The organism is Paenibacillus zeirhizosphaerae (assembly GCF_030705605.1).
Classification (GTDB): domain Bacteria; phylum Bacillota; class Bacilli; order Paenibacillales; family Paenibacillaceae; genus Paenibacillus; species Paenibacillus zeirhizosphaerae.
Genome location: NZ_JAPCKK010000012.1, coordinates 39,338 through 58,173, shown reverse-complemented (window position 1 = coordinate 58,173; position 18,836 = coordinate 39,338). Strand labels below are relative to the sequence as shown.

The 18,836-nt window shown below is 41.3% G+C and carries 12 protein-coding genes and 1 pseudogene; 1 reads left to right on the top strand and 12 read right to left on the bottom strand.

Annotation, left to right across the window (positions count from 1 at the left end; genetic code table 11):
- Positions 1-4: 4 nt before the first annotated feature.
- From OIN60_RS06975 to OIN60_RS06955, 5 genes are read right to left on the bottom strand one after another with little or no spacing between them, the layout of a single operon-like run.
- A complete protein-coding gene (locus tag OIN60_RS06975) occupies positions 5-2,242 on the bottom strand; it encodes a glycoside hydrolase family 99-like domain-containing protein (RefSeq protein ID WP_305754138.1) in 2,238 nt (745 codons plus the stop codon).
- Between the two features lie 28 nt (positions 2,243-2,270).
- Positions 2,271-3,878: a hypothetical protein gene (locus OIN60_RS06970; RefSeq protein WP_305754137.1), complete on the bottom strand. Its 1,608-nt coding sequence runs from the start codon at positions 3,876-3,878 to the stop codon at positions 2,271-2,273.
- Positions 3,879-3,897: 19 nt separating this feature from the next.
- The gene (locus OIN60_RS06965; protein ID WP_305754136.1) at positions 3,898-4,803 is read right to left on the bottom strand and encodes a class I SAM-dependent methyltransferase; all 906 of its coding nucleotides are present in this window, start codon (positions 4,801-4,803) and stop codon (positions 3,898-3,900) included.
- 2 nt (positions 4,804-4,805) lie between these two features.
- Positions 4,806-6,086 carry an ABC transporter ATP-binding protein gene (locus OIN60_RS06960; protein ID WP_305754135.1) on the bottom strand — a complete coding sequence of 427 codons (1,281 nt, stop codon included), beginning with the start codon at positions 6,084-6,086 and terminating at the stop codon, positions 4,806-4,808.
- A gap of 20 nt (positions 6,087-6,106) precedes the next feature.
- Complete coding sequence (locus OIN60_RS06955; RefSeq protein WP_370872410.1) at positions 6,107-6,898, bottom strand: ABC transporter permease; 792 nt, start codon at positions 6,896-6,898, stop codon at positions 6,107-6,109.
- Between the two features lie 107 nt (positions 6,899-7,005).
- Between OIN60_RS06955 and OIN60_RS06950 the strand changes: the two genes are divergently transcribed.
- Positions 7,006-9,468: an O-antigen ligase family protein gene (locus OIN60_RS06950; protein ID WP_305754133.1), complete on the top strand. Its 2,463-nt coding sequence runs from the start codon at positions 7,006-7,008 to the stop codon at positions 9,466-9,468.
- Between the two features lie 270 nt (positions 9,469-9,738).
- Here the strand turns inward: OIN60_RS06950 and OIN60_RS22575 are convergent, their stop codons facing one another.
- The 7 genes and pseudogenes from OIN60_RS22575 to OIN60_RS06925 all read right to left on the bottom strand — a co-directional run bounded on the left by OIN60_RS22575 (position 9,739) and on the right by OIN60_RS06925 (position 18,745).
- Positions 9,739-9,936, bottom strand: coding sequence for an IS3 family transposase (locus OIN60_RS22575; RefSeq protein ID WP_370872413.1), 198 nt, complete (start codon positions 9,934-9,936; stop codon positions 9,739-9,741).
- Positions 9,937-9,968: 32 nt separating this feature from the next.
- Positions 9,969-10,379 (bottom strand): helix-turn-helix domain-containing protein, encoded by a 411-nt coding sequence (locus tag OIN60_RS22570; RefSeq protein ID WP_370872412.1) that lies wholly within the window; start codon positions 10,377-10,379, stop codon positions 9,969-9,971.
- Between the two features lie 81 nt (positions 10,380-10,460).
- A pseudogene (locus OIN60_RS06945) lies at positions 10,461-11,634 on the bottom strand (IS3 family transposase).
- Positions 11,635-11,650: 16 nt separating this feature from the next.
- A complete protein-coding gene (locus OIN60_RS06940; RefSeq protein WP_305754132.1) occupies positions 11,651-11,965 on the bottom strand; it encodes a transposase in 315 nt (104 codons plus the stop codon).
- A gap of 72 nt (positions 11,966-12,037) precedes the next feature.
- Entirely contained in the window at positions 12,038-12,934 is an 897-nt protein-coding gene (gene galU / locus OIN60_RS06935; protein ID WP_305754131.1) for a UTP--glucose-1-phosphate uridylyltransferase GalU, read from the bottom strand.
- A 401-nt stretch (positions 12,935-13,335) separates the two neighbouring features.
- Entirely contained in the window at positions 13,336-14,439 is a 1,104-nt protein-coding gene (locus tag OIN60_RS06930; protein WP_305754130.1) for an acyltransferase family protein, read from the bottom strand.
- 706 nt (positions 14,440-15,145) lie between these two features.
- Positions 15,146-18,745 carry a DEAD/DEAH box helicase gene (locus tag OIN60_RS06925; protein WP_305754129.1) on the bottom strand — a complete coding sequence of 1,200 codons (3,600 nt, stop codon included), beginning with the start codon at positions 18,743-18,745 and terminating at the stop codon, positions 15,146-15,148.
- Positions 18,746-18,836: the final 91 nt, after the last annotated feature.

Below are 18,836 nucleotides of genomic sequence, written 5' to 3'. Positions count from 1 at the left end.
TCAATTATCGCACCTTAGATGCTTTATGAGTTACTTCTAAATACTGCTTACCATATTTTTGATCAGGTTCTAAGTGCGTACCCTCTGCCCACTCGTTCCAAGCATTCACAAAAATCATTTGATGCGAGTCTTTGTTGAACCGTCTGGTATAATCAACTAAGCCAACCAACCACTTTTCATATTCAACAGGATCAGCGTAATGAAAAATATTCGCTGCACTTTTTCTTCTTGCTGTATTATCCCAGCTCAGCATTGCCCCTCTAAACCAAGTATAATCACCTGCACTTTTTTTCTGCAGAGCACGGTCAACTACTTCTCTGTAGTCATATATATTCCCGGAAAAATCGGGAGCCAGTTGCTCCATAGTTTTTGAGATTTCATTAGCATAAACCCCATGAGGTGGAAACTCTACCGCAGAATCACATCCATAAACAGTTGGATCTACTTGTCCAAATGACTGTACCATACAAACGTGCAGATTGGGAATACCTGCCTCTCTGCATCTTGCTTTCCACGCTTGAACAGTTGCCTTTAAATTAGGAAACAACTCCGCTCTATAAATAAGAAGCACGGGATCCTTTCCATTAATTCGAATGTACCTTTCATCCTGAAGAACAGGGATCATCTCTTCAATAAATCTGGCATCTGAATCCTCATCATGAACTTGTTTCATAAGCATTTCTTTTTCTTGTCCATCCCAGCGCCTTGTCCAGCTTTCATTTGCCCAACAAACACAAAAAGGAATATCTATATCCTTGTTTTCCAGAAAAGCGTTTAAAGGTTTTTCCAACAAACGCTTACCATCAAACCAGTAATAATAATAGCAAAATCCCGTTACGCCGTACTGCTTAGCTAGTTCTGCTTGTCTTTGTTGAATGTCATTATCCTCTACGAGATTATAGTATCCTAAATCTGAGGGAACGTGCGGTTGGTAATGATCTTTGAACAAAGGTTTAGCTTTTGTCACATTGGTCCATTCCGTAAACCCTTTCCCCCACCATTTATCATTCTCAGGAATCGCGTGAAATTGCGGCAAATAAAAAGGAACAATATCTGTTTTATTATCTTTATATTCAGGCCAAACGGATTCCGCCACTCTTCGATGATAATAGAATTTTGTAATATGTTTTATATTCAATGCCTTTTCAACCAAAGCATCTGTAAAGTCCTCGTAATCATTGAAGTCCAGCAGAATGAGTTCTTTAAATAAATCTGTTCTTGCGGCAAAAAACGAACCCACGATCTTTGCTGTCAATCTATCTTGCCGCAAAAACTCTTCCTTATAAAAAGGTGCAAAATGATCTCCATTATTAAGGAACCTATCTTCATTAGTAAATATCAAATCTACATCTTCTGTCGTATTTAACGCAGCAGCGTGCAAGGTATTTACTGAAATAAAATCTTCCTGTTCGAGAACAGTAATGTAATCCCCACCCACAAAATTACTCGCCTCTTGAATCATCCCCAACAATGTGTTCTTGGAAGTTGTTATACAATTAATTTTGTTGGAAGAGACGAATTCTGACAAGGTGTGTTTATCTATACTCTCTCTACTAATCAAGATTATTTCATAATTCGTATATGATTGGTTCTTTAAATACGTTAAACAATTAGATAGGTAAGTGAGATTGTACTCATAAATCGGAATAATAATTGTAAATAGCGGTTTATTATCAGAATGGAAATTCGGAATTTTCCCCTCTTCACTATAAGCGTATGGCTCAAACTTCCCAATCTGGTGATCTGGCCGATTAAGCATAAGCGTGACAGCCCGATTCCACAACCATCTAAGACCGTGTTGCCTCATTTTTTTTAGTGCATGCAAAAATAAACTTTGATTATTACCCTGGTTTATTTCTTTGTAACTCTGAATTGCCTGATTAAGTATAGATAAAGATCCAACCTTTTCTATACCAATTCGCTGTATGTAAAACACTCCTGGGGAATCCCCAGGATCTAAACGCAGAGATAATACATCCTTTTTAAAGTAAACTGGCCGAAAACTGGATTGAAGTCGATCCAATTTTCCAATTATAAAAGAGTCGTCTTCATTAAAACCTGCACCGTAATCAACATAGAGTTTAAGATACCTCAATGATTCAGAGGTTCCCTCACACTTTATTCTATACCAGCCTTTCTTAACCCCCCCCTGAAAGTACATTTGAGGGTCATTACTAGTACTCTCCCACTCTTCCTCTGTTCTGTTTAATCCAAACAAAGTAACAACTTCAAGTTCTCTCAATTAAATCATTCCTTAAATTAGTGTTTTATTAACGTTTCCCTACAATTTTTTTCAAAAAAAGCCCCAACCTCCACCACTTAGAACTGATCATCTCATTGATAATCTGCTCTCTATTAGTAACCAGATCATTCAACTCAGCACGTTGTTTTTCTGAAATCAACAAGGACTCCGTTAAAGATAAATTCTCTTGTGAAACAGCACTAAATTTTTGATTTAATGTACGAATATCTTCCTCTTTAATACGAAAATTCTCCTGCAGCTTTTTATATTCCATTTCAATGTCACTTATGGACTTGGTTAAATTGTTATGCTCATTTATTAAATTATTATTGAGATTAACTAAATTATTATTTAGATTGGCCAAATTATTATTTAAGTTAACTAAATTACTATTCTCATTAATAATCTGTTCTCTATCGGCTTCTAATTTATTTAGATGATTTTTCTTTTTTTCAATTTCTTTTTGAAACCACTGAGTTTGTTCAAGAAATTGATATGATATTTCTTCTGGTAAGTTGTCAAAATATGCTATGGAAATCTGAATACTTGCATATTTTTTTTCCTCCACCTCGTAGTAAATTTGAGGATCGTTATCAAAAAAAATGTAAAAACCATTCCCATTCCAGTCTGCATTAGAATAATATTCATTAACGGATATCGAGTTACCCTGTAGATCTATTAATTTTAAATCTTTAATACATACTGTACCATTACCCTGTAAAGGATCAAACCTGATATTTTTAATTTGGCCTTTCGAAGTTAAATCATAGTTAATTATTTGATTTGTTTGGCTTACGTTGTAAAGTAAGCTCTCCTCTTCAATAAACTCTTGATTTGCGCTGGTAAAAAGCTGTGCGATAAAAGTTGGCGGCTCATCAAATTCAAATGGGACTATTCTTTTAAGATACTTCTCTAAGAGAAACATATTCTTATCGGTTCCAACCATATCGGCGAATTTATTAGACATATCGATATAGTCAGATAATTCTTCTTTAGAAATTCCTATATAAGTAAATATGTCTTCAATAGAAATAAGATTCTTTATGCTTACAAAATGAGAATAGTAAAAGTTATTTATCGCCCTGAATTTAATGAAATTTAATGGGACGGAAAAGTCAAGTACCCATTCATAATCAATAACTTTAAATTCCCCATTTTCATCCATTATTATATTATCTAAATTTAAATCAATATTCGATATTTTGAAACTTTTTAATCCCACTAACCTTTCTCTGTTCCCAAAAAAGCTGATGAATCCAGGCGAATTGTAAAAGTCACAATAATGTTCAGTCGCCACATTATCCAAAAATTCAGTATACATATCCAGAACAGTATATATTTTCGGCAATTCTTTCTCAATAGCCGCCATTAACAGTACCTGTTCTAAACTAATGCCTTCTAAATATTCAAAAAGCACTGATCCTTCTTCATAGTGCAAAGGTTTTGCAAGTATGTTTTGTTTATATACCGGGTGAAGGAGTTTATAATTATTATTAACTTTGTTTACATGATCCTTTGCGGAGTCGTTTAGTGCCTGCTTGGATACATAAGTCTTATTGTCTTCATTGAAGATCATTGTTTTTATTTGATACTCAGTGGATCTCTCCCGACTGTACTTAACAAAGGTCGTCTCCATTACTCATCAGCCTTCCCTTTTAATTTGAACAAAAAACAAGAAATGAATTTGAAAAGGTAGGAAAGAGTTGATTTCGAATCAAATTATCCATAACAGATTCTTCATCGAACAATAAAACTCTGTTCTGATCATAATTAGGACTATTGCCTTTTAACTCACCTACAACAGGCAATCTGTTGTCAGAATATATTTGTGTCGGCATTTTATAGTCAGGGTAGGGATAATAAAACTGAGCATCCTTGTAACCAGCCTCTCGAACTAGAGCTTCCAATTCCAAATTTGAAAATGTTGCAACTTTTCGTTTTGACGGGTAATTTTGAAGGCCGTCAAAAAATTGGCCAGTATGATCTTCTCTGCTTCCCGCCCAATATTTAAGTCCAAGCTTATTCTCAATCGCTATAATTAAAACTCCGCCCTCTTTAATATACTTTCTTGCATTTTCCAAAAAAGATATATAAGGCGATTCAGTCTCGGTATACAACGCAGCATATTCAAGAACTCCAATTAAAGTAACATAATCATATTTTTTTTCCAATTTAATCTCATTGAGATTCCCTACAATAATCTCTAAATTACTTTTTTCCAAATGTCGATGAGCGTTAATTAAAGAACGTTTTTTAGACAATTCTATGCATGTAACACTCTTAGACTTCTCACAGAGTAAACCTGTAATAGCTCCGCAGCCACTTCCTATTTCCAAAACATCACTCTCGGGTTTAAAAGAAAACCACTCTAATAAATTATGACGATTAGGTGAAAAATGATATAATGTCGGCCATCGGTTATCCTCTTGCAGAAGTTGTGAGATATCTTTCTGATCAAGTAATACCTTCAGCAACTCATCTTCTATTTCCCCATCCGAGTAGCTGTCTTGACCATTATAAAAATTATAATTCATTTTAACATTTCCTATATATTCAATCATGCCTACCCATTCCTTTCAAAATCAGAGATAAGTATTTTTGAATTCATATCAAAAAAACCCACACTATTTTTATTAGATATGACATGAAGATTCATAATATCATAAAGCCTATGAAATACGACAAAATCATTTCCTTCGTAACAGGTACATCCTAATGATATTAAATAATCGCCTCCTTGAAGATGATTAGTTTGAGTGAAACAAACCTCTATAATTTTCCCTGCAACAGCTTCTTTAATATCCACCGATTCCAACATTGTATTCGTACCAGTTATTTCAGTCCCTCTAACGTCCTTAATACTAAAAGCAAAAATAGGATCTCTCAAAGGTTCATTAAAACGGATTTTTAATTTGATTTTGAATTCTTTTCCCTTTAAAACAACATTTGTTAGATCGTTATTGTGATCAAAAATGGCATAGTCTAAAATTTCAGCTCGTTTATTGCCGTATTCCGTGTACCCTGGATTAATACTAAGATTATCTTTCCAGCTTCCATGCTCATCTTTTATTTCTTCTAAAGTTTGCGGTTGAATTCCTTCATTTTTATCATACATATCAACCAGTATTTTTTTATAAACATCAATCATAGGTCCAGGGGGTCCTTCTTCTATTATAACTCCTTCGTTTATAACAATTACGCGATCACAGTATTTCATAATACTACTCATGTCATGCGTAACAAAAAGAATTGTTTTCCCTTGTTCTTTGAACTCAGTAAATTTTTTGAAGCATTTTGCTTGAAAGAAAATATCACCGACCGATAATGCTTCATCGACAATAAGTATCTCCGGCTCAACATTTATTGCCACTGCAAAAGCCAATCTTACAAACATACCGCTTGAATATGTTCGAACAGGTTGATGTATAAAATCACCGATATCTGCGAATTGAATTATATCATCTAACTTTGCATCCATCTCTTCTTTGCTAAAGCCCATCATTGTACCGTTTAAATAAATGTTTTCCAAACCTGAAAAATCAGGATTAAAACCCGCTCCAAGTTCTAGCAATGCCGAAATTTTCCCTTGGACATGGACACTACCAGTAGTTGGAGAAAGAACACCAGTAATTATTTTCAGTAAAGTTGATTTTCCAGAACCGTTCTTACCTATTATCCCTACAGACTCGCCATTATTCACATGAAAAGAAAGATTATTTAAAGCGAAAAATTCTTTGTGATAACTTTTTTTAAGCGGATGCAACGATTCTTTCAAACGGTCTGACGGATTCATGTATAATTTATATATTTTCGAAACATCTTCCACTTTGATTATTGAGTTCATTATTATTTCCCCTAATCAGATTATAATACATCAGCAAAATGAGGCTTCAATTTCTTGTACATAGCCACCCCTACCGTGAATAACACAAAGCAGATAATCCAAAAGTACAAAGTTTCAAATGGTTTGCTCCAAAACCAAGTGTTGTACAGAAAAGCATCCCTATATCCTTCCGCAATGTAATAAAAGGGATTTAATTTAAAAAGCAAATGATACTTTAAAGGTGCAATATCTAGCGACCATACAATCGGGGTCAACCAGAAACCAATTTGAACTATAACTGAGACTACTTGAGCAATATCTTTAAAAAAGGGCATAATCGATGCAGTTATAAATGTTGTCCCAACCAATAAGGCAAAAGTACAAAACACGTAGTAAAATAATTGCAGCCAAGCGATTGTCGGCGTAACACCATAACATAAAAGAACTACAATTAAAAAACATATGAAAAATAGATGGATGAAAAAGGCTGAAAATATCTTTACTAAAGGAAGAATGCTTATATTAAAAACAACCTTTTTCACCAAAAAACTGTACTCGGAAAAACTTAACGTCGCACTTGCAAAGGCCTCAGCAAAAAAGAACCAGGGGACCATCCCGCATATTAACCAAACTACAAAGGGATATCCCTCAGGTGTACTTCCAGATCTAAAGCCTATTTCAAAAACAAACCAGTACAACAATATAGTGATAACTGGGTTAACAAACGCCCAAAGGGCACCCAAGTATGACCCCTTGAATTTCTTGTTGAAATCATTTTTGGATAAATCAACAATCAATTTTCTTCTAAAAGAAGACTCTCTTAAATTGCTCACAAATTGCATCCCCTAACGATATAAAAGTTCATGGTCTTTCAATTTCAACTTGGCGACATTCTATGCTAAAATATTGACGTATCTACAAGAAAAGGAGATTGTAAACCTTGTCGAATCCAGTATACGGGAAACAAGCCCATACGTCGACCCGTGACGAGAAAAGGTCACCGTTATTTTGGGTGTTAATTGTTGGAATCATGTTGTTTTTTGTTTGGTCTCCGTTTCAGGCCGCTCTGTTCAACGGACAGATGCTAGATTTTGAAAAACCTATTTATTGGGCCCTTACGATCACCTCGATTCTATTGATTTTAGTAATACTAAGCTATTATAAAAAATTCAAACTGGAAGAGCAAAGAGACTGGCTGGCGGTATTGGTGATTCTACTGCCTGTAACATATGCATTGTCTCTTATTTCAGCGGCTTCTCACTATTTGGCCATGAACATGGTGATTGTTCAGTGTGTCTATGCCTCAATGTTCATCACATCATTGTATCTGCTGCAGGACCGGCTCGGGAATAAAATGATCCAAATCATAATTATGACCGTAGCCTATCTGATTGTGGGCTTTGGTTTTATCAACTGGTTTGGACAGTGGATTCTGGCTGGTAAGCTGGTAGATTGGTTCTCCAGTGCAGTGTATCAAAACCGCTACACCAGTGCCGTAATGACGGATTCAAACGGTCTTCGTCTGACTTCTGTATTCCAGTATGCGAATACGTATGCAGCGTTTCTGATGGCATTTTTGTTCGCATCCATCTTTAGTTTGATGAAATCCAAGACTTGGTTTGGACGGCTAACACATGGCTTTATGCTCGTTCCGATTCTCGTGTCTCTGTTCCTGACCTTGTCACGCGGTGGCTTGGTTATGTTGCCGGTTGTATTCGTTATTCTGCTTCTGTTCTTCAAATCTGCTCGGCAGTTGCTGTGGATTATCTATTGCGTCGTAGCAGGGATTGTATCGCTGGCTGTGCTTAGTCCGATTACCAATATGGGGCTGGAGCTGAACCAGACTTACAACGGAGCTACCGCAGCAAAAGGCTGGGGATTGCTCATTGCGGCTGCGGCCATTTCTGGTGTGATATCCTGGCTGATTCAGCAGTATGTCGCACCGAAGCTGGAGAACGGCATGCAGGGATGGGCTTCGCGAAAGCTCTCCAATCTGTGGCTGCCTGTCGGTTCGGTCGTCATCGTTGGGGTTGTAGCCTTCTTGCTTATCGGTACAAGTCTGCGCAACGTCCTGCCTGAAAATATCCGGGTGCGTGTGGAAGGCATCAACTTCCAGCAGCACAGTGTATTGGAACGCTTCCAGTTTTATGAAGATGCATCCAAGCTGATTGCGGATTATCCGATCATAGGAGCTGGTGGTGGCGGCTGGGCAACACTGTACGAGAAATACCAGGATTATCCTTATACAAGCCGTCAGGCGCATAACTTCTTCATGCAGTATTTAGTGGAGGTTGGCATACTAGGCTTCATCATCTTTATGGCTTTCATATTGTTTGTATTTTATAAATATACCCGGGGCTATATCCAGCAGAATGCGGAAGAGCGTGACTCTTATTTTCTCTATTTCATTTTAACGCTGTCTATTCTGCTGCACAGTATTCTGGACTTTAACTTGAGCTATGTGTTCATGGGCATGCTGGTGTTTGTGGGGCTAGGAGGTATGGCTGCAGCAATGGACAGCAGACCGGTAAAACGGTTGACTTTGAATCCTGGTGCTTTCCGTCCACTGTATAGTGGGGTCATTGGTATTGTAGCGATTGTCTTGGTGTTCACAGGTTTGCGTTTTATACAGTCAAGCAATGCGGCTACGGAGGCCAGACAGGTTGCCCGTACGAGTCAGTCTTTTGATCAAATTCAGGTGGCGGTCAACGAAGACTTATCCATCCGGCCGACTCACCCGGATTCCTTACTCTTGCTGTCATCTCTATATCAAGCAGCGTATAAGCAAAGCCAGAATGAACAGTTTTATACAGCTGATGAAGAGTTGCTGCAGCGGGGACTGGAAGCAGAGCCTTATAACAAAAGCATGTATTCTTATTTAATGTCTCACTATCAGTTAAAAAACGGCAATGAGAAGGCTTTTGAAATCCTGCAGAGCAAAATTTCGAACTATAAATGGGATATCTCGTGGTACAGTAATCTCATCCAACAAGCCTTCACTCTAGGCATTCAGGCGAGAGAGCAGGGCGATATTGCGAAGCAGCAGCAGTATTTTGAAGCAGGTTTGAACGCATATCAACAAGTGCTGGATGGAATAGCTCACATCAATGATCTGCCTGATAGCATTATACTTACACGGCAGTTTAATTTGACGCCTGAAATTGCCTTGAATACAGGCAAAATTCAGTTTATGTCCAATAAATTTGCCGAAGCGGTGGTGATCTTGCAGCCTCTTCTGAATGAAGATCTGAGTAACGCGACAAATAAAGAAATCGCCCGATACTACGTCGCCGCTACGCAAAAACAAGGTCAGGTAGATCATATCTGGTATGACAAGCTGATTCAAGCCGATGCAAATGAAAAACAGCAGATTGATGATTTGGTTGCACTAAAGCTTCAATGAATGTAAGCATAAGAAAACATCTCTTGAAGTACTTCACAGAAGACAAGAAAAGGGCCACTCCCTAATGAAATGCACCCTGTCAAGTAGACAGACCAAAAAACAATCCTCTCGGTTATCCAAGCCGAGGGGATTGTTTTTTGTCGTTAAGCTGTTCGTCGATATTCGTTAGGGGATAAACCGTTTAGTCGTTCGGTGTACCGATCATTATTGCAATAGCGCATATAGGTTTTTACACTCTGCATCCGCCTTAAATCCTCGTTCATGACATTCTCAGCGATATGAAGGGCTGGAGCTTTCACGTAATTTTCGAATGACTGCCTTGAGTTCAAGTGCGCGCATGATACGGTAATACCGTTTGCGGTTGTAGTTCTTTTTCAGCTTACGATTCAGCTGAGTACGCATTTGACGATAACCGAGTATCCCCTTTCGCTTGTCGTAGCGACATTTGACTTCCTTGGCTAGTGCAATATTTTCGAGTTCTCTAGTGGATGACGTCCATTTCAGCCACTTGTAGTAGGCAGATCGGGCGATTCCTGCGAGCTCACGAGCTTTGTGATCGCGTAGCCTTTTTCAGCATGTAGCTCTTGAATGGCTTGATAGATGTCTACATGCCGAGCTAAGGTTAGCGTGTATTTCTTCGCCGGATCTCTGCCAACTTTTTTTGCAAGTGCGTTCTCCATTTCAAGGTACTCATTACGTGCTTCGAGTCCCTTAATCCGAAGCTTTAGTCGTTCCTGCTCATCCAGCTCCTCTAGTGGCTTTTTACGCCCTCGATGATCTTGTAAGGCTTCCTGACCCCTAGCTGTATATTTACGAACCCATGCGTAAACCTGCGGGTAAGAGACACCGTATTTGTCGATCGCCTTCTGGTAATCTAAATCATTGACGATGGTGAATTGTACAATTTCGATCCGTTCTTCGTTATCCTTTTCCGAGTTGGTTTCATTTTCACCCCTTTAATATACTTGGCAATTCAGGTCTCTAACACACTTTTACTCGAAATATGGTATTTTTTCGCCACCTCTCGTTGGATTGTCAACAGTAAATCGGACAGCTTTTTTAAGGGCTTCTTCGCGGTACTGAACAGGTGTCATGTATCCCAGTGTTCCGTGAATGCGATACTTATTAAACCAGTTGACGTAATCGTATAGTTCGATCTCCAAATGACGAAGGTTCTGAAATTCCTGCTGGTTGACGAACTCGGTTTCATCACCTTATAGGTGGCTTCCGCTACAGCGTTGTCATAGGGGCAGCCTTTCGTGCTCAGAGAACGACCGATCTCAAACGTTTCCAAAAGCTCATCCATCTTTTCATTTTTAAATTCACTGCCACGGTCTGTATGGAACCATTGAATTTGACGCAGATCCCCCTGTACGGTAGCAAAGGCGCGTGAAATCAGGGCAGCGTCCTTGTTCGGACCTGCACGATAACCAATCATCTCTCGATTGAACAGGTCAACGAGTACGCAAATGTAGTGCCACTGGTGCTGAACCTTCATATAGGTCAGGTCACTGACGACGAAGCGTTTGGTCTCGGTTTGGTCAAATTCACGATTCAGGATGTTGGCTGTAGCTTCTTCGTTACATGCGGCTTTATGCGGCTTATACTGCGCCACTGTGTACGTAGAAACGAGTCCTTGTTCTTTCATGATCCGACCCATACGACGTCTGGACACGACGAGTCCACGTTCATGGAGCTTGCACTTGATCTTGCGTGTGCCGTAGGCTTTTCAATTCTTGCGGAAGATCTCCACAATGACTTCCGTGAGCTCGTCTTCGTTCGGTTGTTCTTTCGCTTCATAGTAAAAGGTACTTCTTGCGATTTGCAGGACGTCACACATTGCTGATACTGAGTATTTATCACGGTCGTTCTGGATGATAGCTACTTTCGTCCCATGATCAGCGAGGCTTGCTTTAAAATATCATTCTCCATTCTCAGGCGCTGGAGTTCTTTGCGCAAAGCGATGAGCTCGTTTTCATCTGAAGAACGATTGTCCTTCTCCTTGAAGGAGCCTGACGTCTGAGCTTGCTTGATCCAGCGATCTAAGGCTGAAGCTGTGAGGTCGTATTCCTCCACAATCACTGCTCTGGATTTCCCGTTTTCATAGAGTTGCACCATTTGCTTTTTAAATGCTGAGGTGAAGGTTCGCCGTTGTTGTTTTGGCATTGTAGAGCTCCGCTCCTTAGCATGATAGGTTTATTCTACAAGCCCTTATTTTTATTGTCCAACTAAGTGTAGCCGATCCACGTACGGAGTATTCTCCAGAGAGTACATCTTGAATGGCAGACCGTTTTAGCTCCTTAGAGTAAGATTCCCACCCTTTGGATTCTCCTAATCCTTCTTTTCCATCTGCTTGATATTTTCTTATCCATTCGGAAACCGTGTTTCTATGGACACCTAATTGTTTTGCCTCATGGTTGGGATTGGATTCATATTGCAGGCGGCGCCTTACGGCCCTTAACTTTATTTCAGATGAAATTGGGCTTCTTTTGGACATTACAAAAACTCCCATCATAGTAGAAGTAGAGTTTTGTTTTTTTCTACTGTCTACTATGATGGGAGCATATCACTAAGGAGTGACCTTTTTCTCTTGATCCATTTTTTCAATAATCCGTCTCATATAATCGAGGACATCGTCCTTCAATTCATTGTGCTGGAGCGCATAATGGATAGTCGTCTCAATGAAGCCTAATTTCTCTCCCACATCATGCCTGTTCCCGTCGAATTCATACCCGAGGATCGAACTGCGCTCGCCTAATTCCGCTAAAGCATCAGTAAGCTGAATCTCACCATTCACGCCCGTTTTTTGCTGCCCTAGCAACTCAAAAATATCCGGTGTCAAAATATATCTTCCCATAATGGCCAGATTTGACTTTGCTTGCCCCGCCTTTGGTTTCTCCATCAACCGTTTCGCTTTGACTATCTTCTCTTCAAGCGGAGTACCCTCTACGATACCGTAACGATTCACTTCGTTCCAAGGAACCTGCTTTACCCCTACTACTGCCCGCTGATATTGATCAAAGACATCGATCATCTGCTTGAGGCAAGGGACGTCGGATTCAACGATATCGTCACCGAGGAGGACAGCAAAGGGTTCTTCACCGATAAATTTACGAGCACACCAGATGGCATGGCCCAGGCCTTTCGGTTCCTTTTGGCGTATATAATGGATATCCGCCATCTCTGAGGGCTTGCGCACTTCATCAAGCAGTTTCCATTTCTCTTTTTCAGCCAAATTGTATTCGAGTTCAAAGGAGGAATCAAAATGGTCCTCAATCGCTCTTTTCCCTTTACCTGTTACGATGATAATATCTTCAATTCCCGAAGCAACGGCTTCCTCAATAATATATTGAATGGTCGGCTTATCAACAATGGGAAGCATTTCTTTGGGCATTGCTTTGGTTGCAGGAAGGAATCGTGTACCCAAGCCAGCCGCCGGAATAATTGCTTTACGTATTTTATTCATGTAACTGCTCCTTTGTCTCATTGCATAACAATCTATCAAACAAACATGTTCTATTATAACAGGTATCTCCTAGACTACAGCAAATCATATTTAATATAGACAAATCTGCTTTATCATGATGGAGAACACCTCTTCTGTCAGGTAGTGGAAGCTCGTTACTCTCACTTTACCAAACAAAACGATGTTTTCTATTTTGCCAAGCTGAGTGTTTCATCACTCTCCAACCCGTTGGACATCTTCTTTCATGCCGATTTTTGTTCTACAAAGGTTGAGTATTTAAAAAATACACCTTTTCAAGGTGTATCTTATCTACCCATTATCGTTCTAATGAGTATTAAAAAGACGTATACAATGCATTTGGCTTGGTGATATATCTAAATTACAGAATATTGATTACGTGATTAAGCAATTTTTCTCTTCTCTGTCCCTATATCAATAGACTTTTTATTAGCAATCTTTTTCCCTAGTTTCATCATTGGATATTCAAAAAACTTGTATGAAACAGATGCAAGAATAAACGTTATTAGAAATGTAAATGCAAAGAAAACGAAGAAAGCCCCATTTCCATTTTGAGGGATTAAGTTTAGCTTATTCAAAATATCTGTTTTTAAATAAATAATTATTACAATTGGATGCAACAAATATAAACCAAAACTACTCAATCCCAATGTAATAAAAAATTTGTTTGTAAAATATTTTGCAGGGAAATATGAAAAGTAAAGAATTATTAATATAAAGTTACAAGCCATTAATAAATCTCCGATTCTTTCCCCTAAAAAACTTGTAAAAAAATATAAATATAGAATTGAAATTATGGCAACGGGAAAAGTGATACGGAAAACTTTTTTATTAAAATTTATAACTTTAAATAATCTATAGCTCAATATTCCTGAAATAAAAAACACAATATGATGTAAGAAATTGAGTTCAAAAGCGCTATTGGATATTTTCAGTAATTCCGCACCTAGAATATCAAAATTGTAAAAAATAAAAATAGATAGTATAAATAACACCATAGTATTCTTTATGTTTTTACTACATATAATAAATAAAGGGAACATGAAATAGAATATCCATTCAACCCCGAGTGACCACCCCGCCCAAACAACACTCTCGTGCTTCCCAGGAAGAATTCCAAATATAAAAGTAAGGTTTGTTAATAAGTCTGTAATTTCAACACTAGTATTAAACCATTTTGGCATTGCAATTAAATAAAATATAATACATAAATAAAACAATGGTGCTATTCTAAAAAATCTACTAACATAGAACTTTTGCAAACCATTTTCCATTTCTATTTTCTTATCATATCCATACATTAGAGAGAACGCACTAAGAGCATAGAAAAGCCTAACACCAATGTCTAACTTTGTTATGACAGGATCAAAGCTAGTTTTCCCATCAAATCCTCCAATAAATAACGCGTGAAACGCAATTATCATTGTTGCGGCGACACCTCTTAATACATCAATACCATCCAATCTTCTTTCATTAACTTGTTCCATTTATTATCCCCCGATATTTATACGCTATGTTATATTGTAGGCTTAGGGTTGTTAAAGTTTCAAGATAAATATACTGGACAGTCAGAAGTTCTTTTCGAAAATAGTTATATAGTATAATAACCCGATAAAATGAAAAGAAGATACACTACTAAGGTTTCCATATCAAAAAAGAATTTCCACAAATCTCGCTTGTAAGATCGAAGCTCTCGTAATACCTGTTCCGATGTCTCTTCCAAGAGCCGCACGCAGAAGCAGGAGGCACCGAGGTCCATAGAGTAGAATAGGCACGCGCCAGATAGATATACGAAGCAGTCCTGCAGGGAGACGTGGTGCTCCTCACACGGACGACCACAGTTGGTGTAGTCCCACCTTCACTAAGAAAGGTATAAGAAATACATACTATGCGACATCGACAAATGCTGATGGATGGCGGGGAGATCTCCAGCTTGTCCGTACGAAAGTTCCCCAATAGGCGGGCCATCTGCTAGATGTTCAAATTGTTCGACGACGTTACAGCATCACAGCCGACCTCCAGAAGGAGGTCGGCTGTCTTAGATTCGTGATGTTCAAGCAATCCACTTCAGTCTAAGGGAACTGCTTCTCCTATCACAACCCGCTGCTAACGATCTAACGCATCCATCAATTACACGCCACAGCGAGGTTTTACTCTACGAGGACCAAATTTCACCTTACAGATCTTTGCTGGTTACATTTGGAGCAATTCCCTGATGTCCTCCTCGCTCAGTGCAGAGGTATTGCCTGTGGAGGAGTTCAGCACATCCTCGATCAGATCCTTTTTCTTCTGCTGCAGCTCCAGCATTTTCTCTTCAATCGTGCCCTCCGCTACCATGCGGAAGACTTGCACGACTTTACGCTGTCCCATGCGGTGGGCGCGGCCTGCTGCTTGCTCCTCGACTGCCGGGTTCCACCACAGGTCGAATAGCACTACTGTATCGGCGCCGGTCAGGTTCAGGCCGGTACCGCCTGCTTTGAGCGAAATCAGGAAGATGTCGCGCTCGCCTTCATTGAAGCGGTGGCTCATTTCCACACGTTCACTGGCAGGCGTGCTTCCATCGAGATAGAAGGTCTGGTAGCCTCGCTCCTGCAGCGTAGTGCGAATCAGCCCCAGCATGCTGGAAAATTGGGAGAAGATCAGGAAACGTCGCCCACTGGCCAGACCGTCCGCTACGAGCTCCAGCAGTTGCTCCAGTTTGCCGGAGGTGCCTTCGTAGTTTTCGACGAACAATGATGGATGGCAGCAGAGCTGGCGCAGACGTGTAATTCCCGCCAGAATCCTCATGCGGCTCTTCTGGAAGCCTTCTTCCTCCAAATCCTTCAAGGTGTCTTCTCGCAAGCGTGCCATATACGCCATATACAGCTTCTTCTGCTCTTGGGCAAGAGCCGAACGGTGCACGGTATCGATGCGGTCCGGAAGCTCCTCCAGTACATCCTGCTTAAGCCTGCGTAATAGAAATGGTGAGATCATACGTGCAATACGCTCACGCGGCAGTTCTTGCAGATGCGTTTGCCCATGGAACAAGGCGGGAAAAACGGCCTCGAAGATGGACCACAGCTCCTGCAGCGAGTTTTCGATTGGCGTCCCCGTTAGGGCAAACCGATGCTTTGCGGATAGCTGCTTCACCAGTTGCGCCGTCTGGGAGCCGCTGTTTTTGATCGCCTGGGCCTCGTCCAGAATAAGAATCGGGAAGCTCCTGTCTTTATACCATTCCGCATCCCGGCGCAGCAGCGGGTAAGAGGTAATCAACACATCATAAGCCTGTGCCTGCATGTCCTCCATCAAGCTGCTGCGCTGCTCCTTGTCGCCGGCGGCTACAGCTACCTTCAGTTCCGGGGCAAAACGGCGCAGCTCATTTTCCCAGTTATAGGTCAGTGAAGCTGGTGTAATGATCAGCACAGGCTGCTGTGCTGCAGGATCAACATATTGGCTGTCTGCCCCTGCTTCGGTGTCTACTTCAGCACTTGCTTCAATACTTGCTTCAGCACCTGCTTTAGTGCTTGCTTTAGTACCCGTCGCAGCGGCCGCTGCACGCTCGTCCAGCTCAGAGCGAATATAGGAGATCGTCTGCAAGGTTTTACCCAGCCCCATATCGTCAGCCAGAATACCACCAAAACCAAAGGCAGACAAGTTTTTGAACCACTGGAAACCCTCCACCTGATAATCCCGCAATATCGGCTCCAGGCTATCAGGCAGCTCATATGACGTCCGTTCCGGATGAAGCAAACGCTCCAGAAACTGACGCAAAGACTTGCTCAGACGCACAGCTTTGTTCTTCGTCTCCTCGGGGTGGAACAACTGCAAGGACCGTAGACCCGGCAGACGAAACACACCTTGCTTCGCTTGGTCACGCTTCATGTCCAGTTGCTCGGCTACTGTCCGGATTTCATCATAAGCCTGCCCTTCCAGCGACAGCAGCGCGCCATTGCGCAAGCGCACATAATTTTTCTTCTCCACAATATGCTTCAGAATATGAGCAATCTCTTCAGCCTCTATGCCCTCCAGCTCAAAGGTGAGCTCCAGCCAGTCAAGCCCCTCCGTTATGTCCGCCTTCAGCTTCAATTGGTTCAACGAGCTCTTCCTGAACTGCTGCACCGACTGGGACACATATAACTCTGCCAGTTCCTCCAGCGAGGGCAGTACATGATACAGCATATCGTATATCTGCTCGTCCGTGCTTGCCAGCCAACGACCGCCGATACAGGATATAGCCGCCGCCTCTAGCAGTCTCAACACAAGCTGTTCACGCTCATCGTCACGAATGAGAATGGTCTCTCCGGATTTGCGCTGTTTGGAAGTGCTCTCCAAAGGATCGATTACAATATCCCCGTAATGAAATTCGATGCGCAGCACCAGGTCATCGTCCTCTTGATCCAGAAAACCCTTGACGACAAGCTCAGGCTCCTGAATCTTCCGCTGCACCCGCTTGTCCAGCTTGACCTGACCGAGCTGACGCAGCACAGGCAGGGTATGCTGCAGGAAAGGCTCAATCTGCCGGGCGGACACCTCAATCCGCTCTTTGCTCCCACTAGAGGACAAAGTGGATTTCAGCCTGGACAGATGTCGAATGTGCTGGGGTTCCATTTTGAACAATTTTCCAGACCCCAGCACAACTCCGTAATTGTCCAACAGCGCGAGCCTGTCTACCCCCTCCACTTTCAAAGAATAACCGTCCTCCTGACCCGGCATGATGCTGTACTCCACCGGAGGCAGTCCTTCTGCCTGCTCAAGCTGACCCGTACCCAATGTGCCCTTTCCCTCCCAAATGACATTCCTGGCTTGCAGCAGCTTGTCCAGCAGTTGATCCCAGATGATGGGCGGAATATACATCCGCTTGGGATCTTCATAGGTACCGTGATTGGACATATAAGGATTTATCGTTTTCTTCATCAACCGTTCACTGGCTCTGACACGCAGCAGAATGTCCATAATAGCCTGATCCTCCGGCAGAAAAACCTGGCTTGTCTGATCAAAGGTGAACAACTTAGTGAAAGGATACGCTTCTTCACCCTCCACTGCATCCAGAAAATCTCTAATTTTCTGCACAATGTAAGTTCGCTTGACCCCGATCTTCATCTCCAGCGCTAAGTAATCCTCAGCATGGTACCCATCCATGACCTTGACTATATATTCCACCTGCAGTGTGTCTTTCCCGGCAATACTTCTGGCCGCATCGGCTGTCTTTGCTCTATCATGTCCCGCTTTCCGTGCATCCAGTATTTTCATCATCTGGTCTGCTGCTGCGTAACTGACCGTTGATAACTTCTGTTGCTTAGGATTCGTCTGCGGACGGCTGCTGGAGGTTGTGCGGGTCGCCTGATGCAGCATAGAGTTTGGTCCCCAAATGGAGAGGGCTTCCTGTCCAATGCGCTCCTTTTCCCTCTTTCTCTCCTGCTTGTCAGCCTCCTTGTTCCTTCTGTACAGGGCAATCAGCACCGCCGCGATATGCTTGCAGCCTTCATAATAGTAATCGCCATAAGCAGGACAGGTGCAGCTTGTCTCTACATCTCCGTAGTCATCTATGTCGATAGTAACTTTGTATTTTTTGTTCCCCTGAACTACAGCATTGTATCTTTCGTCGGTAGCAGACCAGTCCTCATTTTCTTCAAGATCAAGAGAAATCACACGCCCTGAATCGCAGTAGTCTCTTCCCCTGTTGTACGCTGTTGTTCCACACAGAGCACGTATATCGTTCAAGTTATAATCAAACATGGCTTCTGTACCGCCTTTCACAAAACCGAGTTCCTTCGAACATTCAGCTTTCACTTCTGCCGTTGCGTCGCCAGACACAAAAAGCCCCCAGCCCACAGTTTCACGTGGTTCCTCTGGAGGCGCAAGTGCAGTATATTCACAATATTACAATATCATAATTGTGATATAC